Annotated in this window: 16 protein-coding genes; 10 read left to right on the top strand and 6 right to left on the bottom strand. The window is 73.6% G+C overall.

Annotation, left to right across the window (positions count from 1 at the left end; genetic code table 11):
* The first annotated feature begins 77 nt into the window (after positions 1-77).
* Both AB0881_RS26585 and AB0881_RS26580 read left to right on the top strand, forming a co-directional pair.
* A complete protein-coding gene (locus AB0881_RS26585; RefSeq protein WP_366620991.1) occupies positions 78-830 on the top strand; it encodes an FCD domain-containing protein in 753 nt (250 codons plus the stop codon).
* 61 nt (positions 831-891) lie between these two features.
* On the top strand, positions 892-1,611 hold the full coding sequence (locus tag AB0881_RS26580; protein ID WP_366620989.1) for a cache domain-containing protein: 720 nt from the start codon (positions 892-894) through the stop codon (positions 1,609-1,611).
* 3 nt (positions 1,612-1,614) lie between these two features.
* On the opposite strand, the gene AB0881_RS26575 is transcribed toward AB0881_RS26580, so the two are convergent.
* Positions 1,615-2,148, bottom strand: a complete 534-nt coding sequence (locus AB0881_RS26575; protein ID WP_366620987.1) for a MarR family transcriptional regulator — start codon at positions 2,146-2,148, stop codon at positions 1,615-1,617.
* Between the two features lie 166 nt (positions 2,149-2,314).
* Between AB0881_RS26575 and AB0881_RS26570 the strand changes: the two genes are divergently transcribed.
* Genes AB0881_RS26570 through AB0881_RS26555 form a run of 4 tightly spaced genes read left to right on the top strand, consistent with a single transcriptional unit; the run spans position 2,315 to position 7,958 of the window.
* Positions 2,315-3,385: an ABC transporter substrate-binding protein gene (locus AB0881_RS26570; RefSeq protein WP_366620985.1), complete on the top strand. Its 1,071-nt coding sequence runs from the start codon at positions 2,315-2,317 to the stop codon at positions 3,383-3,385.
* A 3-nt stretch (positions 3,386-3,388) separates the two neighbouring features.
* Positions 3,389-4,201 carry an ABC transporter ATP-binding protein gene (locus tag AB0881_RS26565; RefSeq protein WP_366620983.1) on the top strand — a complete coding sequence of 271 codons (813 nt, stop codon included), beginning with the start codon at positions 3,389-3,391 and terminating at the stop codon, positions 4,199-4,201.
* Positions 4,198-5,052, top strand: a complete 855-nt coding sequence (locus AB0881_RS26560; RefSeq protein WP_366620981.1) for an ABC transporter permease — start codon at positions 4,198-4,200, stop codon at positions 5,050-5,052. Before AB0881_RS26565 ends, AB0881_RS26560 begins: the two co-directional genes overlap by 4 nt.
* The gene (locus tag AB0881_RS26555; RefSeq protein WP_366620979.1) at positions 5,049-7,958 is read left to right on the top strand and encodes an alcohol dehydrogenase catalytic domain-containing protein; all 2,910 of its coding nucleotides are present in this window, start codon (positions 5,049-5,051) and stop codon (positions 7,956-7,958) included. The genes AB0881_RS26560 and AB0881_RS26555 overlap by 4 nt, the downstream gene beginning before the upstream one ends.
* Here AB0881_RS26555 and mptB read toward each other — a convergent pair.
* The 3 genes from mptB to AB0881_RS26540 all read right to left on the bottom strand — a co-directional run bounded on the left by mptB (position 7,840) and on the right by AB0881_RS26540 (position 10,469).
* A complete protein-coding gene (mptB, locus tag AB0881_RS26550) occupies positions 7,840-9,339 on the bottom strand; it encodes a polyprenol phosphomannose-dependent alpha 1,6 mannosyltransferase MptB (protein ID WP_366620977.1) in 1,500 nt (499 codons plus the stop codon). The two genes, AB0881_RS26555 and mptB, sit on opposite strands and share 119 nt — an antisense overlap.
* Entirely contained in the window at positions 9,336-10,052 is a 717-nt protein-coding gene (locus AB0881_RS26545; RefSeq protein WP_366620975.1) for a glycosyltransferase family 2 protein, read from the bottom strand. The genes mptB and AB0881_RS26545 overlap by 4 nt, the downstream gene beginning before the upstream one ends.
* A 78-nt stretch (positions 10,053-10,130) precedes the next feature.
* Positions 10,131-10,469, bottom strand: a complete 339-nt coding sequence (locus AB0881_RS26540; protein ID WP_366620973.1) for an STAS domain-containing protein — start codon at positions 10,467-10,469, stop codon at positions 10,131-10,133.
* Between the two features lie 251 nt (positions 10,470-10,720).
* Here AB0881_RS26540 and AB0881_RS26535 point away from each other — a divergent pair, with 251 nt between their 5' ends.
* Complete coding sequence (locus tag AB0881_RS26535) at positions 10,721-11,107, top strand: hypothetical protein (RefSeq protein ID WP_366620971.1); 387 nt, start codon at positions 10,721-10,723, stop codon at positions 11,105-11,107.
* A gap of 3 nt (positions 11,108-11,110) precedes the next feature.
* Here AB0881_RS26535 and AB0881_RS26530 read toward each other — a convergent pair whose 3' ends face one another.
* Positions 11,111-12,232 (bottom strand): HAMP domain-containing sensor histidine kinase, encoded by a 1,122-nt coding sequence (locus tag AB0881_RS26530; RefSeq protein WP_366620969.1) that lies wholly within the window; start codon positions 12,230-12,232, stop codon positions 11,111-11,113.
* Complete coding sequence (locus AB0881_RS26525) at positions 12,232-12,942, bottom strand: response regulator transcription factor (RefSeq protein WP_366620967.1); 711 nt, start codon at positions 12,940-12,942, stop codon at positions 12,232-12,234. The genes AB0881_RS26530 and AB0881_RS26525 overlap by 1 nt, the downstream gene beginning before the upstream one ends.
* A 99-nt stretch (positions 12,943-13,041) precedes the next feature.
* On the opposite strand from AB0881_RS26525, the gene AB0881_RS26520 reads away from it, so the two are divergent.
* The 3 genes from AB0881_RS26520 (at position 13,042) to AB0881_RS26510 (ending at position 15,786) form a co-directional block, all read left to right on the top strand.
* Positions 13,042-13,872 carry a hypothetical protein gene (locus AB0881_RS26520; protein ID WP_366620966.1) on the top strand — a complete coding sequence of 277 codons (831 nt, stop codon included), beginning with the start codon at positions 13,042-13,044 and terminating at the stop codon, positions 13,870-13,872.
* 100 nt (positions 13,873-13,972) lie between these two features.
* On the top strand, positions 13,973-14,143 hold the full coding sequence (locus AB0881_RS26515; protein WP_366620964.1) for a hypothetical protein: 171 nt from the start codon (positions 13,973-13,975) through the stop codon (positions 14,141-14,143).
* Positions 14,144-14,232: 89 nt separating this feature from the next.
* Positions 14,233-15,786, top strand: a complete 1,554-nt coding sequence (locus AB0881_RS26510; RefSeq protein ID WP_366620962.1) for a long-chain-fatty-acid--CoA ligase — start codon at positions 14,233-14,235, stop codon at positions 15,784-15,786.
* The last annotated feature ends 78 nt before the right edge of the window (positions 15,787-15,864 follow it).

The following is a 15,864-nucleotide window of genomic DNA, read 5'->3' as shown; positions in this document are numbered from 1 at the left end:
GGCCGGCGACATCCGCGGCCGCCGGTTCCCGGCCGGTGCGCCCGCCACGGCCGGGAAACCCGTGGGAAGGGAGAACGATGCCCGCACCGGACGCGTCGGCGACCGCCCGGCTCGCCGTGTTCGCGCCCCTGGAGAACCGGGGCCGGGCGGAGACGATCACCCGCCGGCTGGCCGACGCGATCTCGCTCGGGCTGCTGGCCGACGGCGAGCAGCTCCCCAGCGAACCGGATCTCGCGGCGCAGCTCGGGGTGGCCACCGTGACCGTCCGGGAGGCGCTGAGCGACCTGCGCGCGCAGGGCCTGATCGTCACCCGGCGCGGGCGCGGCGGCGGCAGCTTCGTGAAGGCCCCGCAGGGGGACGAGACCGCGGGGCTGCTGCGCCGCAGGCTGGCCGACCTCACCGTCGCCGACCTGCGCGACCTCGGCGACCACTACGCGGCGCTGGCCGCCGGCGCGGCGCTGCTGGCGGCCGACCGCGCCTCGCAGGACGACCTCGGCCGGCTCGGCGAGGCCGCCGACGCGTTCGCCGCCGCCACCGGGCCCGGCCGCCAGCACCACACCGACGGCCGCTTCCACGTCGAGGTGGCCGCCGCGGCCCAGTCCGCCCGGCTCACCCGGGAGGAGATCCGGCTGCAGAGCGAGATCGGCCCGCTGCTGTGGCTGCCGGGTGCCGACGAGCGGACCCGCCGCCGCCTCGACCGGCAGCACCGCGAGATCGTCGCGGCGATCGCGGCCGAGGACGGCGACCGCGCCGCCGCGCTCGCGCGGCGACATGTGGCCGAGGCGGTCGAACGACTTGTGGAGCTCCACCTCGGTCTCGTAGAACCGTGAAGCGCACCCAATCATCGACCGTCCACCGATAGAGACCACCGCCGACGCCAGGGGCTCACCAGTGAACCAGCGACTCGCCCAGACCGCCGGCCGCGACGTCGGGGAGGTGTTCGACGCCGTGCTGCGGTCCGTCGAACGGCTCAGCCGCACCGTGGTCGGCCTCGTCCGCGAGCACGGGCGGCCGGCCCGCCGCGACCTGGAGCCGCTGCGGCTGGAGATCCTCGGCGTGCTCGGCGGGCACGCGCCGCTGGTCACCGGCACGGGGTACGTGGCCGCGCCGGACGTGCTGGCGGACGCGCCGCTGTGGCTGGAGTGGTGGCAGGCCGGTGACGGCCCCGATCCCGAGCGCCTGGTCGTCGACCTCGACCCCGACAGCCTGGGCTTCTACGACTACACCGACAAGCCGTGGTACACCGTCCCGGCCCGGACGGGCGCGGCGAACGTGCACGGGCCGTACGTCGACTTCCACGGCACCGACCAGTACATCCTGACGATGTCCGCCCCCGTCCTGGACGAGGGCCGGTACCTCGGCATCACCGGGGCCGACCTCTACCTGCGCCGGGTGGAGAAGGCCGTGCTGCCGCTGCTGCCGCCGGGCGCGATCCTGCTCAACTCGCAGGGCCGGGTGATCATCTCCCGGTCGGCGCGGCACGTGACGGGCGCGCTGCTGCGGCGCCTCGACATCAGGGCGGTGGAACGGACCGGGGCGCCGGTCGAGGTCGAGGGCGGCGGCGTGCTGGCGCCCTGCGGCGAGCTCCGCCTCTTCCTGCTGACGCCCTGAGCCTCAGCCCGCGTTCCGGCGGCGGCGGGGCCGAGGCCCGCTCTCGGCGACGGCGTCCTTGATGGTCCGCTCCAGCAGCGCGAGCGCCGCGGCGATCTCGTCGCGGCGCTCGCGGTCGAGGCCGTTCAGCAGGGCCTCCTCGTTGGCGAGGTGCTCCGCGAAGACCTCGTCGATCAGCTCGATCCCGGCCGGGGTCAGCTCCGCGAACATCACCCGCCGGTCGCCGGGGTGCGGGGTGCGGGTGATCAGCCCGGCCTTCTCCAGCCCGTCGAGCCGCCCGGTCATGGCGCCGCTGGACAGCAGCGACGACTCGGCCAGCTCCGAGGGGGTCTTGCGGTACGGCGGCCCGCCGCGCCGCAGGTTGGCGAGGACGTCGAAGGAGCGGGGCGTCAGCCCGTACGGGGCGAGGTAGCCCTCCAGCTCGTGCCGCGAGAGCTCGGCGACGCGGCGCAGCCGGCCGAACACGCCGATCGGCGACGGGTCGAGGTCGGGACGCTCCCGCCGCCAGTCGTCGAGGACCTTCTCGACCGTGTCCATGGCACCGTCCGTGGGTGTGCGAGCTCATCCGGGGTGGGGTCGCCGCCCCGCCGGGCGGCACCGGAGGAAGCGTAGCGGAAAAACCGCACGGCCTAAGATACCTTGACACAAGTAATTTTACTCCCAGATACTTCGCCCCAAGTAAACGCGCTCTGATGGGGTCACCATGCACACAGTCGTTGCCACTTCCCGCCGGCGCCGGCGCCGGCTCGTGGCGGGCGCCGCGCTCGCCGCGGCCGCCGCCCTGACGCTGGCCGCGTGCGGCGGATCGGGAACGGAGAAGGACGCCAGCGGGAAGATCAAGCTCGACGTCCGTACCGACGTGTTCTACACCGGCGCCGTCCTTCCGCTGGTCGCGGGCGTCGACCAGGGCATCTACGCCAAGCACGGGCTGAACGTCACGCTGAACCCGGGCAAGGGCTCGGCCACCACGCTGCAGACCGTCGCCAACGGCTCCGACGACCTCGGCTACGCCGACGCGGGCGCGCTGGTGCAGGCGGCGGGCCGGAACATGCCCGTCCAGATGGTGGCCGGCATGGTGCAGCGCTCCCCGCTGGCGATCTTCGCCAAGAAGGACTCCGGCATCCGCACCGCCAAGGACCTGGCCGGCAAGTCCGCCGGGTACACCGCGGGCTCGGCGCCCGAGACGGTGTTCCCCGCGTTCGCCAAGGCGGCCGGGCTCGACCCGGACTCGGTCACGCTGAAGAAGGTCGACGTCCCGGCCCGCGACAGCCTGTTCGTCCAGGGCACCACGCAGTTCACCTTCGGCCTGCTGAACGTCACCGAGCCGAACATGAAGGAGAAGTGCAAGTGCGACCTGGTCGCGCTCGGCTACGCCGACGCGGGACTGGACGTGCTCAGCTCCGGCATCGTCACCTCCGACAAGTTCGCGAAGGAGAACCCGGACGCGGTCCGCAAGTTCCTCGCCGCGACCGCCGAGGCCGTCGAGGCGACCAACAAGGACATCGACGGGGCGGTGGCCTCGTTCTTCAAGGTGGCCTCCACCAGCACCCTCTCCAAGGACGTGGTCAAGAAGCAGTGGGAGGCGTCCAACGCCCTGCTGACCACCGCCGCCACCAAGGGCCAGCCGTTCGGCTGCACCGCCGAGGCGGACTGGAAGAGCACGATCAAGGTCATGGAGCAGTACGGCGGCGTCGAGGCCGGCAAGCTCTCCCCCGCCGACGTGGCCAGCAACGCGCACCTCGCGAAGTGCGCCGACAGCCTCGGAGGGAAGTAGCCGATGACGGCGGCGACCAAGGAAGCGGGCGCGCGCGCCCCGTACGTCGAGTTCGACCGGTTCACCAAGTCGTTCGGCACCGCCGGCGGCGTCGTCACCGCGGTGGACGAGATGTCCTTCGAGCTCGACCGCGGCGAGTTCCTCGCCATCGTCGGGCCCAGCGGCTGCGGCAAGAGCACGCTGCTGATGGCGCTGGCCGGGCTCACCCAGCCGACCTCCGGGCAGGTGCGGGTGCAGGGCGAGGCCGTGCTGAAGCCGTTCACCGACCTCGGGATCGTCTTCCAGAACGCCGAGCTGCTGCCGTGGCGGACCGCGCTGCAGAACGTCCTGCTCCAATCCGAGATCCGGCGCAGTCCCAAGGCGGCGGCAGAGGCGCGCGCGAAGGAGCTGCTGGGGCAGGTCGGGCTCGGCGGGTTCGAGGACCACTACCCCGAGGAGCTGTCGGGCGGCATGCAGCAGCGGGTGGCGCTGTGCCGCGCCCTGCTGCACGACCCGGACATCCTGGTGATGGACGAGCCGTTCGGCGCCCTGGACGCGCTCACCCGCGACCAGATCCAGATCGACCTCCAGCGGCTGTGGATGGAGCGCCGCAAGACGGTCGTGTTCGTGACGCACAGCATCGACGAGGCGGTGTTCCTGGCGGACCGGGTGCTGGTCTTCTCCCCGCGCCCGGCGAGCATCGCCGCCGAGTTCCGGGTGCCGCTGGAGCGGCCGCGGCCGCTGGGCGCGCGCGGCGGCAAGGAGTTCACCGACCTGGTCGGCGAGATCCGCGGCGTCTTCGAGACCCTCGGCGTGCTGACGGAGGAGGGCAAGTGACCGCGACGCACGCGAAGAAGGCGGAGGCCGCGCCGGCGAAGGCTCCCGCGCCGCCGAAGCGGAGCTGGGTGGACTCGCGGTTCGCCGACTGGGCGCTGCCGATCGTGCTGGTGGTGCTGGTGGTCGCCGGCTGGCAGGGCCTGGTGTCGTTCGGCGGCGTCGAGGAGTACGTGCTCCCCGCGCCGGGCGACGTGGTGGCGAAGATGTTCGGCGACTTCGGGGTGTTCGCCGAGGAGTCGGTGCCGACGATCATCGCGATCTTCGTCGGGTTCGCGCTGGCGATCGCCGTCGCGCTGCCGATCGCGGTCGGGATGGTCTACAGCGCGATCGTCCGCAAGGCGATCTACCCGCTGCTGATCATCGCGCAGGTGGTGCCGAAGGTGGCGATCGCGCCGCTGTTCATCATCTGGTTCGGGTTCGGGCAGCTGCCGAAGATCCTGATGGTGGCGCTGATCTGCTTCTTCCCCGTCGTGATCGACTCGCTGGTGGGCTTCCGCGCCGCGCGGCCGGAGAGCCTGATGCTGGTGCGGTCGATGGGCGCGAGCCGGTGGCAGGCGTTCTGGAAGATCCGCTGGCCGTGGGCGCTGCCGAGCATCTTCGCCGGCATCAAGGTCGGCATCACGCTGGCCGTGGTCGGCGCGGTCGTGGCCGAGTTCGTCGGCGCCGACACCGGGCTCGGCGTGCTGCTGATCACCGCGCGCGGCGACATGGACAGCCTCACCGTGTTCGCCTCGATCGCCTGGCTGACTGTGATCGGCTTCGTGCTGTTCCTGCTGGTCGAGGTGCTGGAACGGGTCCTCCTGCCGGGTAAGAAGAGCGGCCGCCGGTTCGAGGCGTCGGGGGCGCTGTGACGAACGGCTCCCAGCGGGCCGTGGTGTACGCCGGACCCGGCCGTGCCGTCCTGGGCGAGGCTCCCATGCCCGCCCTGGAGGTGCGGCCGGGTCCCGGCGTGCTGCCCCGGCGGTGCGACCACGGCGTGATCGTCCGTACGCTCGCGACCTGCGTGTGCGGCTCCGATCGGCACACTTTGCACGGGCCGGGCGCGGTTCCCGGCATGGTGCTGGGGCACGAGCTGACCGGGGTCGTGGTGGAGGCGGGCCGGGACGTGGAGCGGGTCAGGCCCGGCGACGTGTGCTCGGTCCCGTTCAACGTGGCGTGCGGGCGCTGCGGCAACTGCCGTGCCGGGCTCACCGGGCACTGCCTGGCGACGAACCCGTCCCGGCCGGGCGCCACGTACGGGATGGGCGAGGGCTTCGGCGGCTGGGCGGGGCTCCAGGCGGAGTACGCGCTGGTGCCGTACGCCGACTTCAACCTGCACGTCCTGCCCGACCCGGACCAGGCGCGCGAGCGGCTGCTGGACGTGGCGCTGCTCGGCGACGTCCTCCCGACCGGCTACCACGCGGCCAGGGGCGCCCGGGTGGGCCCCGGCTCGACCGTCTACATCGCGGGAGCCGGGCCGGTGGGGCTGGCGTGCGCGGCGGCCTGCCGGCTGCTGGGCGCGGCGCTGGTCGTGGTCGGCGACTTCAACGCCGAACGGCTCGCGCACGCCCGCGCGTCCGGCTTCGCCGCCGCCGACCTGTCGGCCGGGGGCCTGCCCGATCTGATCGCGGAGATCGCCGGCGTCCCGTACGTGGACGCGGGGATCGACTGCGTGGGCGCGTCCGGCGTCCGGGCCGCCGCGCTGAACGACGTGGTCGCGGTGGTCCGGCCGGGCGGCGCGATCGCGATCCCCGGCGTGTATCCGGCGGGACCGCCCGGCGAGCGCCCCGGGCTGGAGGTGTGGCTCGGCGGGATCTGGTCCAAAGCGATCACGGTGGCCTCCGGCGCCACCCCGGCGCGGCGCTACCAGGACGAGCTGGCGGCGGCCGTCCTGCGCGGCGGGCAGCACGCACTCGCCGTGCCGGCGCCGGCCGCGGGCCAGGGCGCGGCCGCGCCCGGCTGGGCGGAGATCAGGAAGGACAACGCGGGCGGCGACTACCACGCCCAGGTCGGCCTGCTCGGCGACGCGGTCCACCGCGCCGGCGGCTGCACGCTCGCGGTCGGGCCCGGCGCGGTGTTCGGCGCCGCCGACGCCGCCGGGCGCGTCGACCACTACCGGCGGTCGGTGGACGCGGTGACCGCCGAGGACTGGGCGCGCTGCGCGCTGGCGGCCGTGGACGTCGACGACGTGTTCCGCGCCTACGTCGACGCGGGCGTGGACGCCGACGGCGAGCAGGCGCCGGTGACCGTCGACGACCGCAGGGCCGCCGCGTCCGCCGCCGACCGGCGGATCGCGCGGGTCGTCTCGTCCGTCCCGGCCGGGACGACGATCCTGGTGGCCGGGCTCTCCGACAACGGCCAGACGCCGCACCTGCGGGTCGCCGCCGCGGCGAACGGCCCGTTCGGCGAGGGCCTGCTGACCTCCAGCGCCACCCGCCAGCCCGGCATGGTCACGCTGACCGACGCGACGGCGACCGTCCTGAAGTCCCTCGGGCTGCCGCAGCCCAAGCAGGCGGTCGGCTCGGCGTGGCGCGTCCAGCCGTCCCGGAAGACGACCGCCGAACGGGTCGAGACGCTGGAGAACGCCGACGTCGCCGCGCAGGCGATCCGGCGCATCCAGCCGACGTTCTGGTGGGTGCTCGCCGGGGCGCAGCTGCTCCTGTACGGGCTCGCGGCGCTGGCGCTGCGGCGGCGGCGCTGGAGCACCCGCGAGTCCCGGGCCAAGATCCTCGCCGGGACGCGGATCGTCGCGCTGGTCGGCGGCGCCACGCCGGTCGCCACGTTCCTGGCCGGGCTGCTCCCCTGGTGGCAGGCCACGCATCCGGCGCCCGCGCTGGTCTGCGCGGTCGTCGGCTTCGCCGGGCTGCTCGCGGGCGTGGCGGTGGCCGGCCCGTGGCGGCGCTCGGTGACCGCGCCCGCGCTGGTGATCACCGGGGTGACCGCGCTGGTCCTCGCGGTGGACGTGATGACCGGTTCGTCCCTGCAGCTGAACGCTCTGATGGGCTACACGGCGCTGGTCGCGGGCCGGTTCTACGGGTTCGGGAACCAGGCGTTCTCGCTGTTCGCGGTGGCCACGATCCTGTCGGCGGCCTGGCTGGCGGAGTACCCGCTGCGCGCCGGGCGCAAGTGGCTCGCGGTCGGGATCGTCGCGGCGGTCGGCGCGTTCGCCGTCGCCGTGGACGGGCTGCCGTCCTGGGGCAGCGACTTCGGCGGCGTGATCGCGATGGTGCCGGCGTTCGCCGTGCTCGGGCTGATGATCGCGGGCAAGCGCGTCTCGCCGCTGCGGCTGGCGCTGTTCCTGGCCGCCGGGGCCGCGCTGGTGCTGCTGATCTCGTACCTGAACGCGCGCAGCGCCAACCCGACCCACCTCGGCCGGTTCTGGCAGGACCTCGCGAGCGGCGACGCGTGGGACACGATCGCCCGCAAGTTCCAGGCGATGCTGCGCAGCCTCGGCTACTGGCCGTTCATCATCCCGCTGGCCGGCGCGGTCGGGTTCCTGTTCTTCGCGCTGGTACGGCCGATCAAGGCGCGCACCCCGCTGCTCGACCGGGCGTACGCGCACAGCGCCACGATGCGGCCCGCGCTGCTGTCGGCGCTGACCATGGCCGCGGCGGGCACGCTGGTGAACGACTCCGGCGTGGTGATCCTGTCGGTGTCGTTCAGCCTCGCGACCCCGCTGATGCTCGCGGCGAGCGTACGGGCGCTGGAGCATGATCACGTCGCCGCCGGCACTCCAGCATCAGAGCGATCAGAATCGCCGTCGTCAGCACCGGGATGATCACCGGCCGGACCACGGTGACCAGCCAGCTCAGCCCGTCCGGCAGGCCGATCAGCTCGGGGTCGCGGGCGGGCAGGTAGGCGAGGCTGAGCGCCGCCGTGTGGGCGAGCAGCAGCCAGTCGAACCGCGACCGGGCCAGCAGCGCCAGCGCGGCCCACGCGAAACCGTCGTACCAGGGCAGCTCGTACGGCGCGGAGAACAGCCACGCCAGCACCAGCGCCGCCGCGATCCGCCGGCTCCGGTCCGTGTCCGGGTCGGCGTCGCGGTCGTGCGGCAGCGCCCTGGCCAGCATCCAGAGCAGCACCAGCAGCAGTACCACGAAGCCGATCTTGATGAGGGTGCGATGCCCGCCGCGTCCCAGCAGCATGTCGACCAGATGCCAGGGGGTGGCCAGCGAGACCGAGTTCGCCGCCCTGGCGACCTGGTCGAACGCGTGCGGGCCCGCCAGCGCGAACGTCACCGCCACCACCGCGCCGGCCCCGCCGAACAGCGCCGCGAGCCGCCACAGCGTGCCGCGGTCGCGGGATGCTTGCCACCGTTCGAGCAGCACCCAGGCGGGCCCGCCGCCGACCAGCCCGGCCGGCAGCTTGATCGCCATCGCGGCGCCGACCAGCGCGCCCGACCCCAGCGTGCGCGGCAGCGACCGGCCCCCGGCGAACAGCGCCAGCGCCGCGACCATCGGCGCGATCGCCAGCGTGTCGTTGTGCGCCCCCGCGACCAGGTGGAACAGCAGCAGCGGGTTGAACGTCCACATCAGCGCCGTGCGGAGGCGCCGCTCCGGCGTCCTCGACGTCCACCACAGGACCAGCGCCGTCAGCACGAACGCCAGCGAGTTGATCAGCGACATCACGAACACGGTCAGCCGCATCGAATCGCCGCCGATCTTCGCGGCGAACGCCTCCTGCGCCGTCGCGATCGGCCCGTACACCGAGGGGGCCTTCCGCCACTCCTCGACCGCGCCGATGACCGGGTCGTGCGGGACGTCCACCGCGCGGGTCGCGTACGGGTCGTGCCCGGTGACGGCCATCCGCCCGTACGCGGCGTAGTTCAGATGGTCGCCGGAGCCGATCGGCGGCAGGAACGCGAACGCGGCCGCGATCAGGACGCCCGCCACGACCAGCGGCCCGGGGCGGCGGCGCCAGCCGCGGGCCACGGCGGTGAAGCACAGCGCGAGGCCGCCCGCCCCGAGCAGCACGCCCGCGACGACCAGGCCGATCACCAGGTACGGCGACGGGTCCGCGTCCAGCGCGAACGGCGGCTGCCCCGGCTCGCCCGGCAGCGCCGGCTGCATGACGGAGGTGCCCAGCAGGGCGGTCAGCAGGAAGCAGCCGAGGCTCGCCGCGATCGCGCCCAGTCCCGCGCGCCCCTGCCAGGGGGTCACGGGCGGCGCTTGGCCAGCCGCGCGGCCAGGGCGGGATCGCGAACGGCCAGCGCGCGGGCCACGTCCCGGAACTGCCGGGCCCGGTGCAGCTGCGCCTTCAGATCGGTGCCGGTCGCCCGGTGCGCCAGCGGCACCTCGACCTCCTCCACCCGGAAGCCCTTGCGCAGCAGGTCGATCGTCAGCGCCGTCTCGACGCCGAACCCGGCGGCCAGCGGCAGCGCCGCGTCGAACGCGGCGCGCGTCAGGCAGCGCTGCCCGTTCAGCGGCTGGGTGGCCTCCCACCCGGTGGCCCGCCGGATGCCCTCCCGGGAGAGCCGGACGACGAACCCGTGCCCGCCGAGCTTCACCGTGCTGGAGAACGTTGCGATCGTCATGTCGGCGGTCCCGGCGCGTACCGGCTCCACCAGCGGCGCGGCCTCGCGCGCCGTCTCGGCCAGGTCGGCGTCCAGGAAGAGCAGGTGCCGCGGGGTCCCCTCGTCCAGCAGCCGGGCGGCCTCGGCGCCGGTCTCCATCGCCGCGCCCTTGCCGCGGTTGCGGCTGTGCCGGACGACCCGGGCGCCGGCTTCTCTTGCTACGCGCCCCGTGCCGTCGGCGGAGCCGTCGTCGACCACCAGGACCAGCCCGGCCCCGGGCAGCTTCCGCGCGGCCTCGACCGTCGCCGCGATCCGGTCACCCTCGTCCTTGGCCGGGATGATCACCGCTACTTCCTGCATACCCGCGATCGTAGTAGTCCTTCGCGCGGCAGGACGGCGCCCCGCGCGGGCGGCGCCCCGCGCGGATCGCCGGAACGGTCAGCCGGCGTCGAGCACCGGTACGGCGTCGACCACGGTGAAGACCGTGTCGAGGCCGGTGACCTGCAGGATGCGCTTGACGGCGGTGCGCGGCGCGGCCAGTTCGAGCGTGCCGCCCCGCTCCTTGAGCCGCTTCATGGCCGACAGCAGGACGTTCATGCCGGTCGAGTCGCAGAAGTCCACGCCGCTCAGGTCGACCACGATGCGGTCGATCTGCCGCTCGCGCAGCAGCCCCGCCAGCGCGGTCTGCAACCTGGGCGCCGTGTACAGGTCGAGTTCGCCGCTCGCTGTGACGAGGGCGTGACCTCCCTGAGACGCGGTCGAGACATTTAGCTCCACGTCCGGCACACTATCGGGCGAACGGCGCCCGGGCCAGAGAGTTCCGCAACTCCCGTGTCGGGATCCCGGGCGAGTCATAACCGGATATGACGTACGTCCGAAATCTTCCTCGAATTTTCCCGCGCACACCCCCTGTCCTGCGGGAATCCACCCGCACGGGCCCGCGAGGTGAGAGAGGCTGAGCACGTGCGACAGCGGCAGAGGCCGGCGGCCGGCGCGACCCCGGCGATCATCCACGGGGGGAGCCGCGCATGAGGACCGGCCAGATCACCGACCCGCGCGAGACCCGCCTCCGCGACCGGCTGGCGGCGATCCGCGCCCGCTCGGAGAAGTCCAGCTCCTGGCGCGCCTCCACGCAGTACCTCTCCCGCCTGGTCAACAGGTCCGGATTCGTCCCCGTCCGCACCCGGCTCTCCCGCGAGGACCTCGCCTTCCTCGCCGCCGCCCGCGAGGAGGTCATCGCCTTCGCCGAGCTGGGCACCCGGCTGCTCGACATGCACCGCCCGCAGGAGGCCGGCGGCATCTCCAGCGACCCCGACCAGCCCATCCGCCGCTGCCGCGCCTGCATGTGGCGCTGGCCGTGCCCCACGTTCAAGGCGATCGAGGAGAGCACCCACGGCGTCCGCGAACTCGGCTGACCGCTAAGGGGCCGGCAGGGGCAGGTGGACGACGAAGCGGCAGCCGGGGCCGGCGTTGGTGACGCCGATGCGGCCGGCGTGGGCCTCGACGATGCCGCGGGCGATGGCGAGGCCGAGGCCGGCGCCGCCGCCCGGCGTACGGGCGGACTCGCCGCGGAACGCGACGTCGAAGACGCGGGGCAGGTCGGCCTCCGGGATGCCGCCGCAGGCGTCGGCGACGGTCACCAGCGCCTCGCCGCCGCGGACCTCGCCGGTGACCTCGATCGTCCCGTCGCCCGGGGTGTGCCGGATCGCGTTCACGACGAGGTTGCGCAGCGCGCGGCCCAGTTCGGACGCGTCCACCTGGACAGGGAGCGCCTCGCTGACGCCGCCGTGCAGCCGGACGCCCTTCGCGCGGGCCAGCGGCTCGGTGCCGGCGACGGCGTCGGCGACGAGGTCGGCCAGGCCGACGCGGGCGCGGGAGAGCCGCAGGGCGCCGGCGTGGATGCGGGACAGCTCGAAGAGGTCGTCGACCATCTCGGCCAGCCGGTCCACCTCGGTACGGATCCGCCCGTGGTAGTCGCGGACGGTCGCGGGATCGGCCACGACCTCGTCCTCCAGCGCCTCGGCCATCGCCCGGAGGCCGGCGAGCGGGGTGCGGAGGTCGTGGCTGACCCAGGCGACCAGCTCGCGGCGGCTCGCCTCCAGCGCCTGCTCGCGCCGGTGCGACTCGGCCAGCCGCTCGTACGCCGCCTCCAGTTCGCGCGATAGCTCGGCGAGCTCGGCGGGCAGCCGGGCGGCGGCGGGCGGCTCGAACCGGTCGGCGCGGACCGCGTCCACCAGCGTCCGGTTCGCGGCCACCAGCCGCCGCCCCAGCAGGACGGACACGGCGAGGGCCACCGGCGCGGCGGCGGTCACGACGGCCAGCACGACCGCGCGGTCATGGTCGTTCAGCACCATCATGAACGAGATGACCACGATGCCGGAGATCGTGGCGAGTACGGTGGCCGCGCCCTGCACGGCCAGCTGCACCGCGACCGAGCGGCCGCGCAGGAAGTGGAGCAGGAGCAGCGCCCCGCCCGCGACGACGGCCGCCGCGAGCAGCGCGTAGTAGGCCACCCACAGCAGATCCTCGACCGGGAGCATCAGGCGTCCTCCACGGGCTCGTACCGGTAGCCGACACCCCATACGGTGACCAGCCGCCGCGGCGCCGCGGCATCGGCCTCGATCTTCTCGCGCAGCCGCCGCACGTGCACGGTCACGGTCGACGCGTCGCCGAACGACCAGCCCCACACGCGTTCGAGCAGCTGCTCACGGGTGAACGCCTGCCGCGGGTTGCGCAGGAGGAAGACCAGCAGGTCGAACTCGCGGGCGGTCAGCGCCAGCCGCTCGCCGCGCAGCCCGGCCTCGTGCGCCGCCACGTCCACGGCGAGGTCGCCGTCGCGCAGCGGACCGCCGGTCGCGGGGACGACCGCGCCGCGGGACCGGCGGAGCACGGACCGTACCCGCAGGGCCAGCTCGCGCGGGCTGAACGGCTTGGTCACGTAGTCGTCGGCGCCGGTCTCCAGCCCCACCAGCCGGTCGGTCTCGGCGCCGAGCGCGGTGAGCATCACGATCGGCACGGCCGAGGTCTCGCGGAGCCGGCGGCAGACCTCCAGGCCGTCCATGCCGGGCAGCATCAGGTCGAGGACGACCAGGTCGGGCGGGTGCGCGCGGGCGTCCCGCAGCGCCTGCGGCCCGTCGGCGGCGCACGCGACGTCGTGGCCGTCGCGTGCGAGGTAGCGGGCCACGACCTCGGCCACCGTCGGATCGTCGTCGACGACCAGGACGCGGCCGGTGGGTACGGGGGTGTTCACGGCCTCACGCTACGCGGCCCCGGACCCGCCGCCCGTTTCCGTAACCGTCTCGTAAGACCTGTTCGCGGCCGGGATTGACGCCGCCGGTTTAATGAGTGGATGCCGCTCCCCAGCTCCCGCTCGTCCAACGGCGCCGTCCTCGGCGCGCTCGCCATCGGCGGGCTCGTCGCCACCCTGGTCAACGCCGTGTCCGGTGTCGTGATCAGCTTGCTGGTCAACGAGATGGACCTCATCGCCCCCGGCACGATCCGTCCGGTCAACGCCGTGGTCGCGCTGATCGTCGGGGCGTGCGTGGGCGCGCCGCTGCTGATGACCCGGCCGTCCGGGCCGATCGGCGCGATCCTGGCCCCCGTGGTCGCCTTCGCGGCGACCATCGTGGGCGACCTCTTCGGCGTCATCGTGTACGCGCTGTTCAAGTCGCCCGGCAGCATCGGTCTCAGCATCGAGATCTACTTCAGGTCGTTCGCCCACCTGGACGCGTTCGGCGTGATCATCCTGCTGCTGGCGCCGGCGACCGCCGGCGGCATCGCGGTGCTGCGGCTGCTGACCGCCGGCAAGAAGCAGCAGCCCGGCGGCTTCCAGCCCGCCTTCGGCCAGCCCGGCCAGCCGCCCGCCGGACAGTTCGGCCAGCCCATGCAGCCGGGGCAGCCCGCCCCGTACGGCGCCGCCCCCGGCCAGCCGGGCCAGTTCGCGCCCCCCGGGCAGCCCGGCCAGCCCGCGCCGTACGGCCAGTACGCCCCGCCCGCCGACCACGCCCAGCCGCCGGCGGCGTCCGCCGACCAGCCGGGCCAGTACGCGCCGCCCGCGGACCAGCCCGCCCCGTACGCGCCCCCGGCCGACCCGGCGCCGTACAGCCCGCCGCCCGCCGACCAGCCGGCGCCACCCGCGCCGCCGTCCGACCCGGGCCCGTCGCAGCCGTCGAGCGGCTGACGCCCGGCGGGCCCCTCAGGGGCGGGACGCGGGGGATCTCAGGGTCGGAGTCGTCCCCGAGGGTGATGACGGTGTCATCGGCACGGCATACCGTGAAGGCATGGCTCGGACAATTCTGACGATCGTTGGTGTCGTGCTCGCCATCTGGCTGGTTCTCAGCGTGGTGGGCTGGCTGATGTCGATGCTGAAGTTCTTCTTCTTCATCGGCTTCGTCGCCGTCCTGGTGTACCTGGCCGTGATGCTGGTCTCCAAGACGTCCAAAAAGGGCTAGTTAGCCCACTCTTCAGGCCTTGTGCCGGACCCCCCGGCGACCGCATGATTCCCTGACCAACAGGCGGTCACCGGGCGAAAGGGGCCACCGTGCCGAGCCTGACCGAGATACTGCGCGAGCGTGCGCAGCGGCATCCCGATCGCGTCGCGTTCCACGCGGGCGATCTCTCCATCACCTACCGTGACTTCGACCGGCGTGCCGACCGGGCCGCGGCGGCGCTCGCCGCGGCCGGTGTCGGCCACGGCGACCGGGTCGCGGTACTGGACAAGAACTCCCTGGAGTACGCCGAGCAGCTGTTCGGCGCGGCGCGGATCGGGGCCGCGCAGGTTCCGATCAACTACCGGCTGGCGCCCGACGAGGTCGCCTACATCGTCAACAACGCGCAGGCGAAGGTCTTCATCGTGGGGCCGGAGTTCGTCCCGGTCCTGGACGCGATCGCCGGGAAGCTGGAGCACACCCGGCACACGATCGTGATCGGCGGGGGCGGCGGGTACGAGGACTACGCGACCTGGATGGACGCCCACGACCCCGGCGGGCCAGTGGACGCGACGGACACGTCCGACGTGTTCGTGCAGCTCTACTCGTCGGGGACGACGGGGCTGCCCAAGGGCGTGATGCTCACCCACGACAACTTCCTGTCGGTGCTGCCGCTCAGCAACGACATCTGGGACATCGGCGACGACACGGTGCTGATGGTCGCGATGCCGATGTACCACGTGGCGGGCAACGCGCTGACCACGTGCGTCATCTTCGACGGGATCACCGGCGTGATCGCGCGCGAGCCGGACCCGACGGCGATCGCCAGGGACATCGAGCGGCGCAAGGTCTCGCACGTCTTCCTCGTCCCGGTGCTGCTGCAGTTCATGCAGCTGATCCCGGAGGTGGCCGAGGCCGACATGTCGAGCCTGAAGCTGCTGCTGTACGGCGCGTCCCCCATCAGCGACGACGTGCTGCGCGGCGCGATGCGGATGCTGCCGACGACGCGGTTCATGCAGGTGTACGGGCTGACGGAGACGACCGGCGCGATCACGTACCTGCCGGTCGAGGACCACGATCCGGACGGCCCGAACGCGCACCGGCTGCGCAGCGCGGGCATCCCCAACCCGTCCTGCGAGCTGAAGATCGTCGATCCGGCGACGCTGGAGGAGATGCCGCTCGGCAAGGTCGGCGAGATCCTGTGCCGGACGCCGCAGAACATGAAGGGCTACTGGGAGATGCCGGAGGCCACCTCCGCGGCCCTCCTGCCGGACGGCTGGTTCCGTACGGGCGACGCCGGCTACCTGGACGAGGACGGCTACCTCTACATCCACGACCGGGTCAAGGACATGATCATCTCGGGCGGGGAGAACATCTACCCGGCGGAGGTCGAGAACGTCCTGATGAACCACCCGATGGTCACCGACTGCGCGGTGATCGGCGTGCCGGACGAGAAGTGGGGCGAGACGCCCAAGGGCATCGTGGTGCTGTCGGAGGACGTCCCGGAGAAGGAGCTCATCGACTGGTGCCGGGAGCGGCTGGCGCACTTCAAGTGCCCCACCTCGATCGAGCGGCGGGACGAGATCCCGCGCAACCCGACCGGCAAGATCCTCAAGCGTGATCTGCGCGCCCCGTACTGGCAGGGCCAGGACCGGGCGGTGCACTGACCCGCGGTCCCGGGGGGGGGGGGGGGGGGGGCCCCCCCCCCGGGGGGGGGGGGGCGGGCGGGCCCGGGGGGGGCCGCC

It is taken from the genome of Spirillospora sp. NPDC029432, assembly GCF_040703975.1.
Lineage (GTDB): Bacteria > Actinomycetota > Actinomycetes > Streptosporangiales > Streptosporangiaceae > Spirillospora.
The sequence above is the reverse complement of the archived record's forward strand: the minus strand, read 5'-3'. Positions and strand labels throughout refer to the sequence as shown.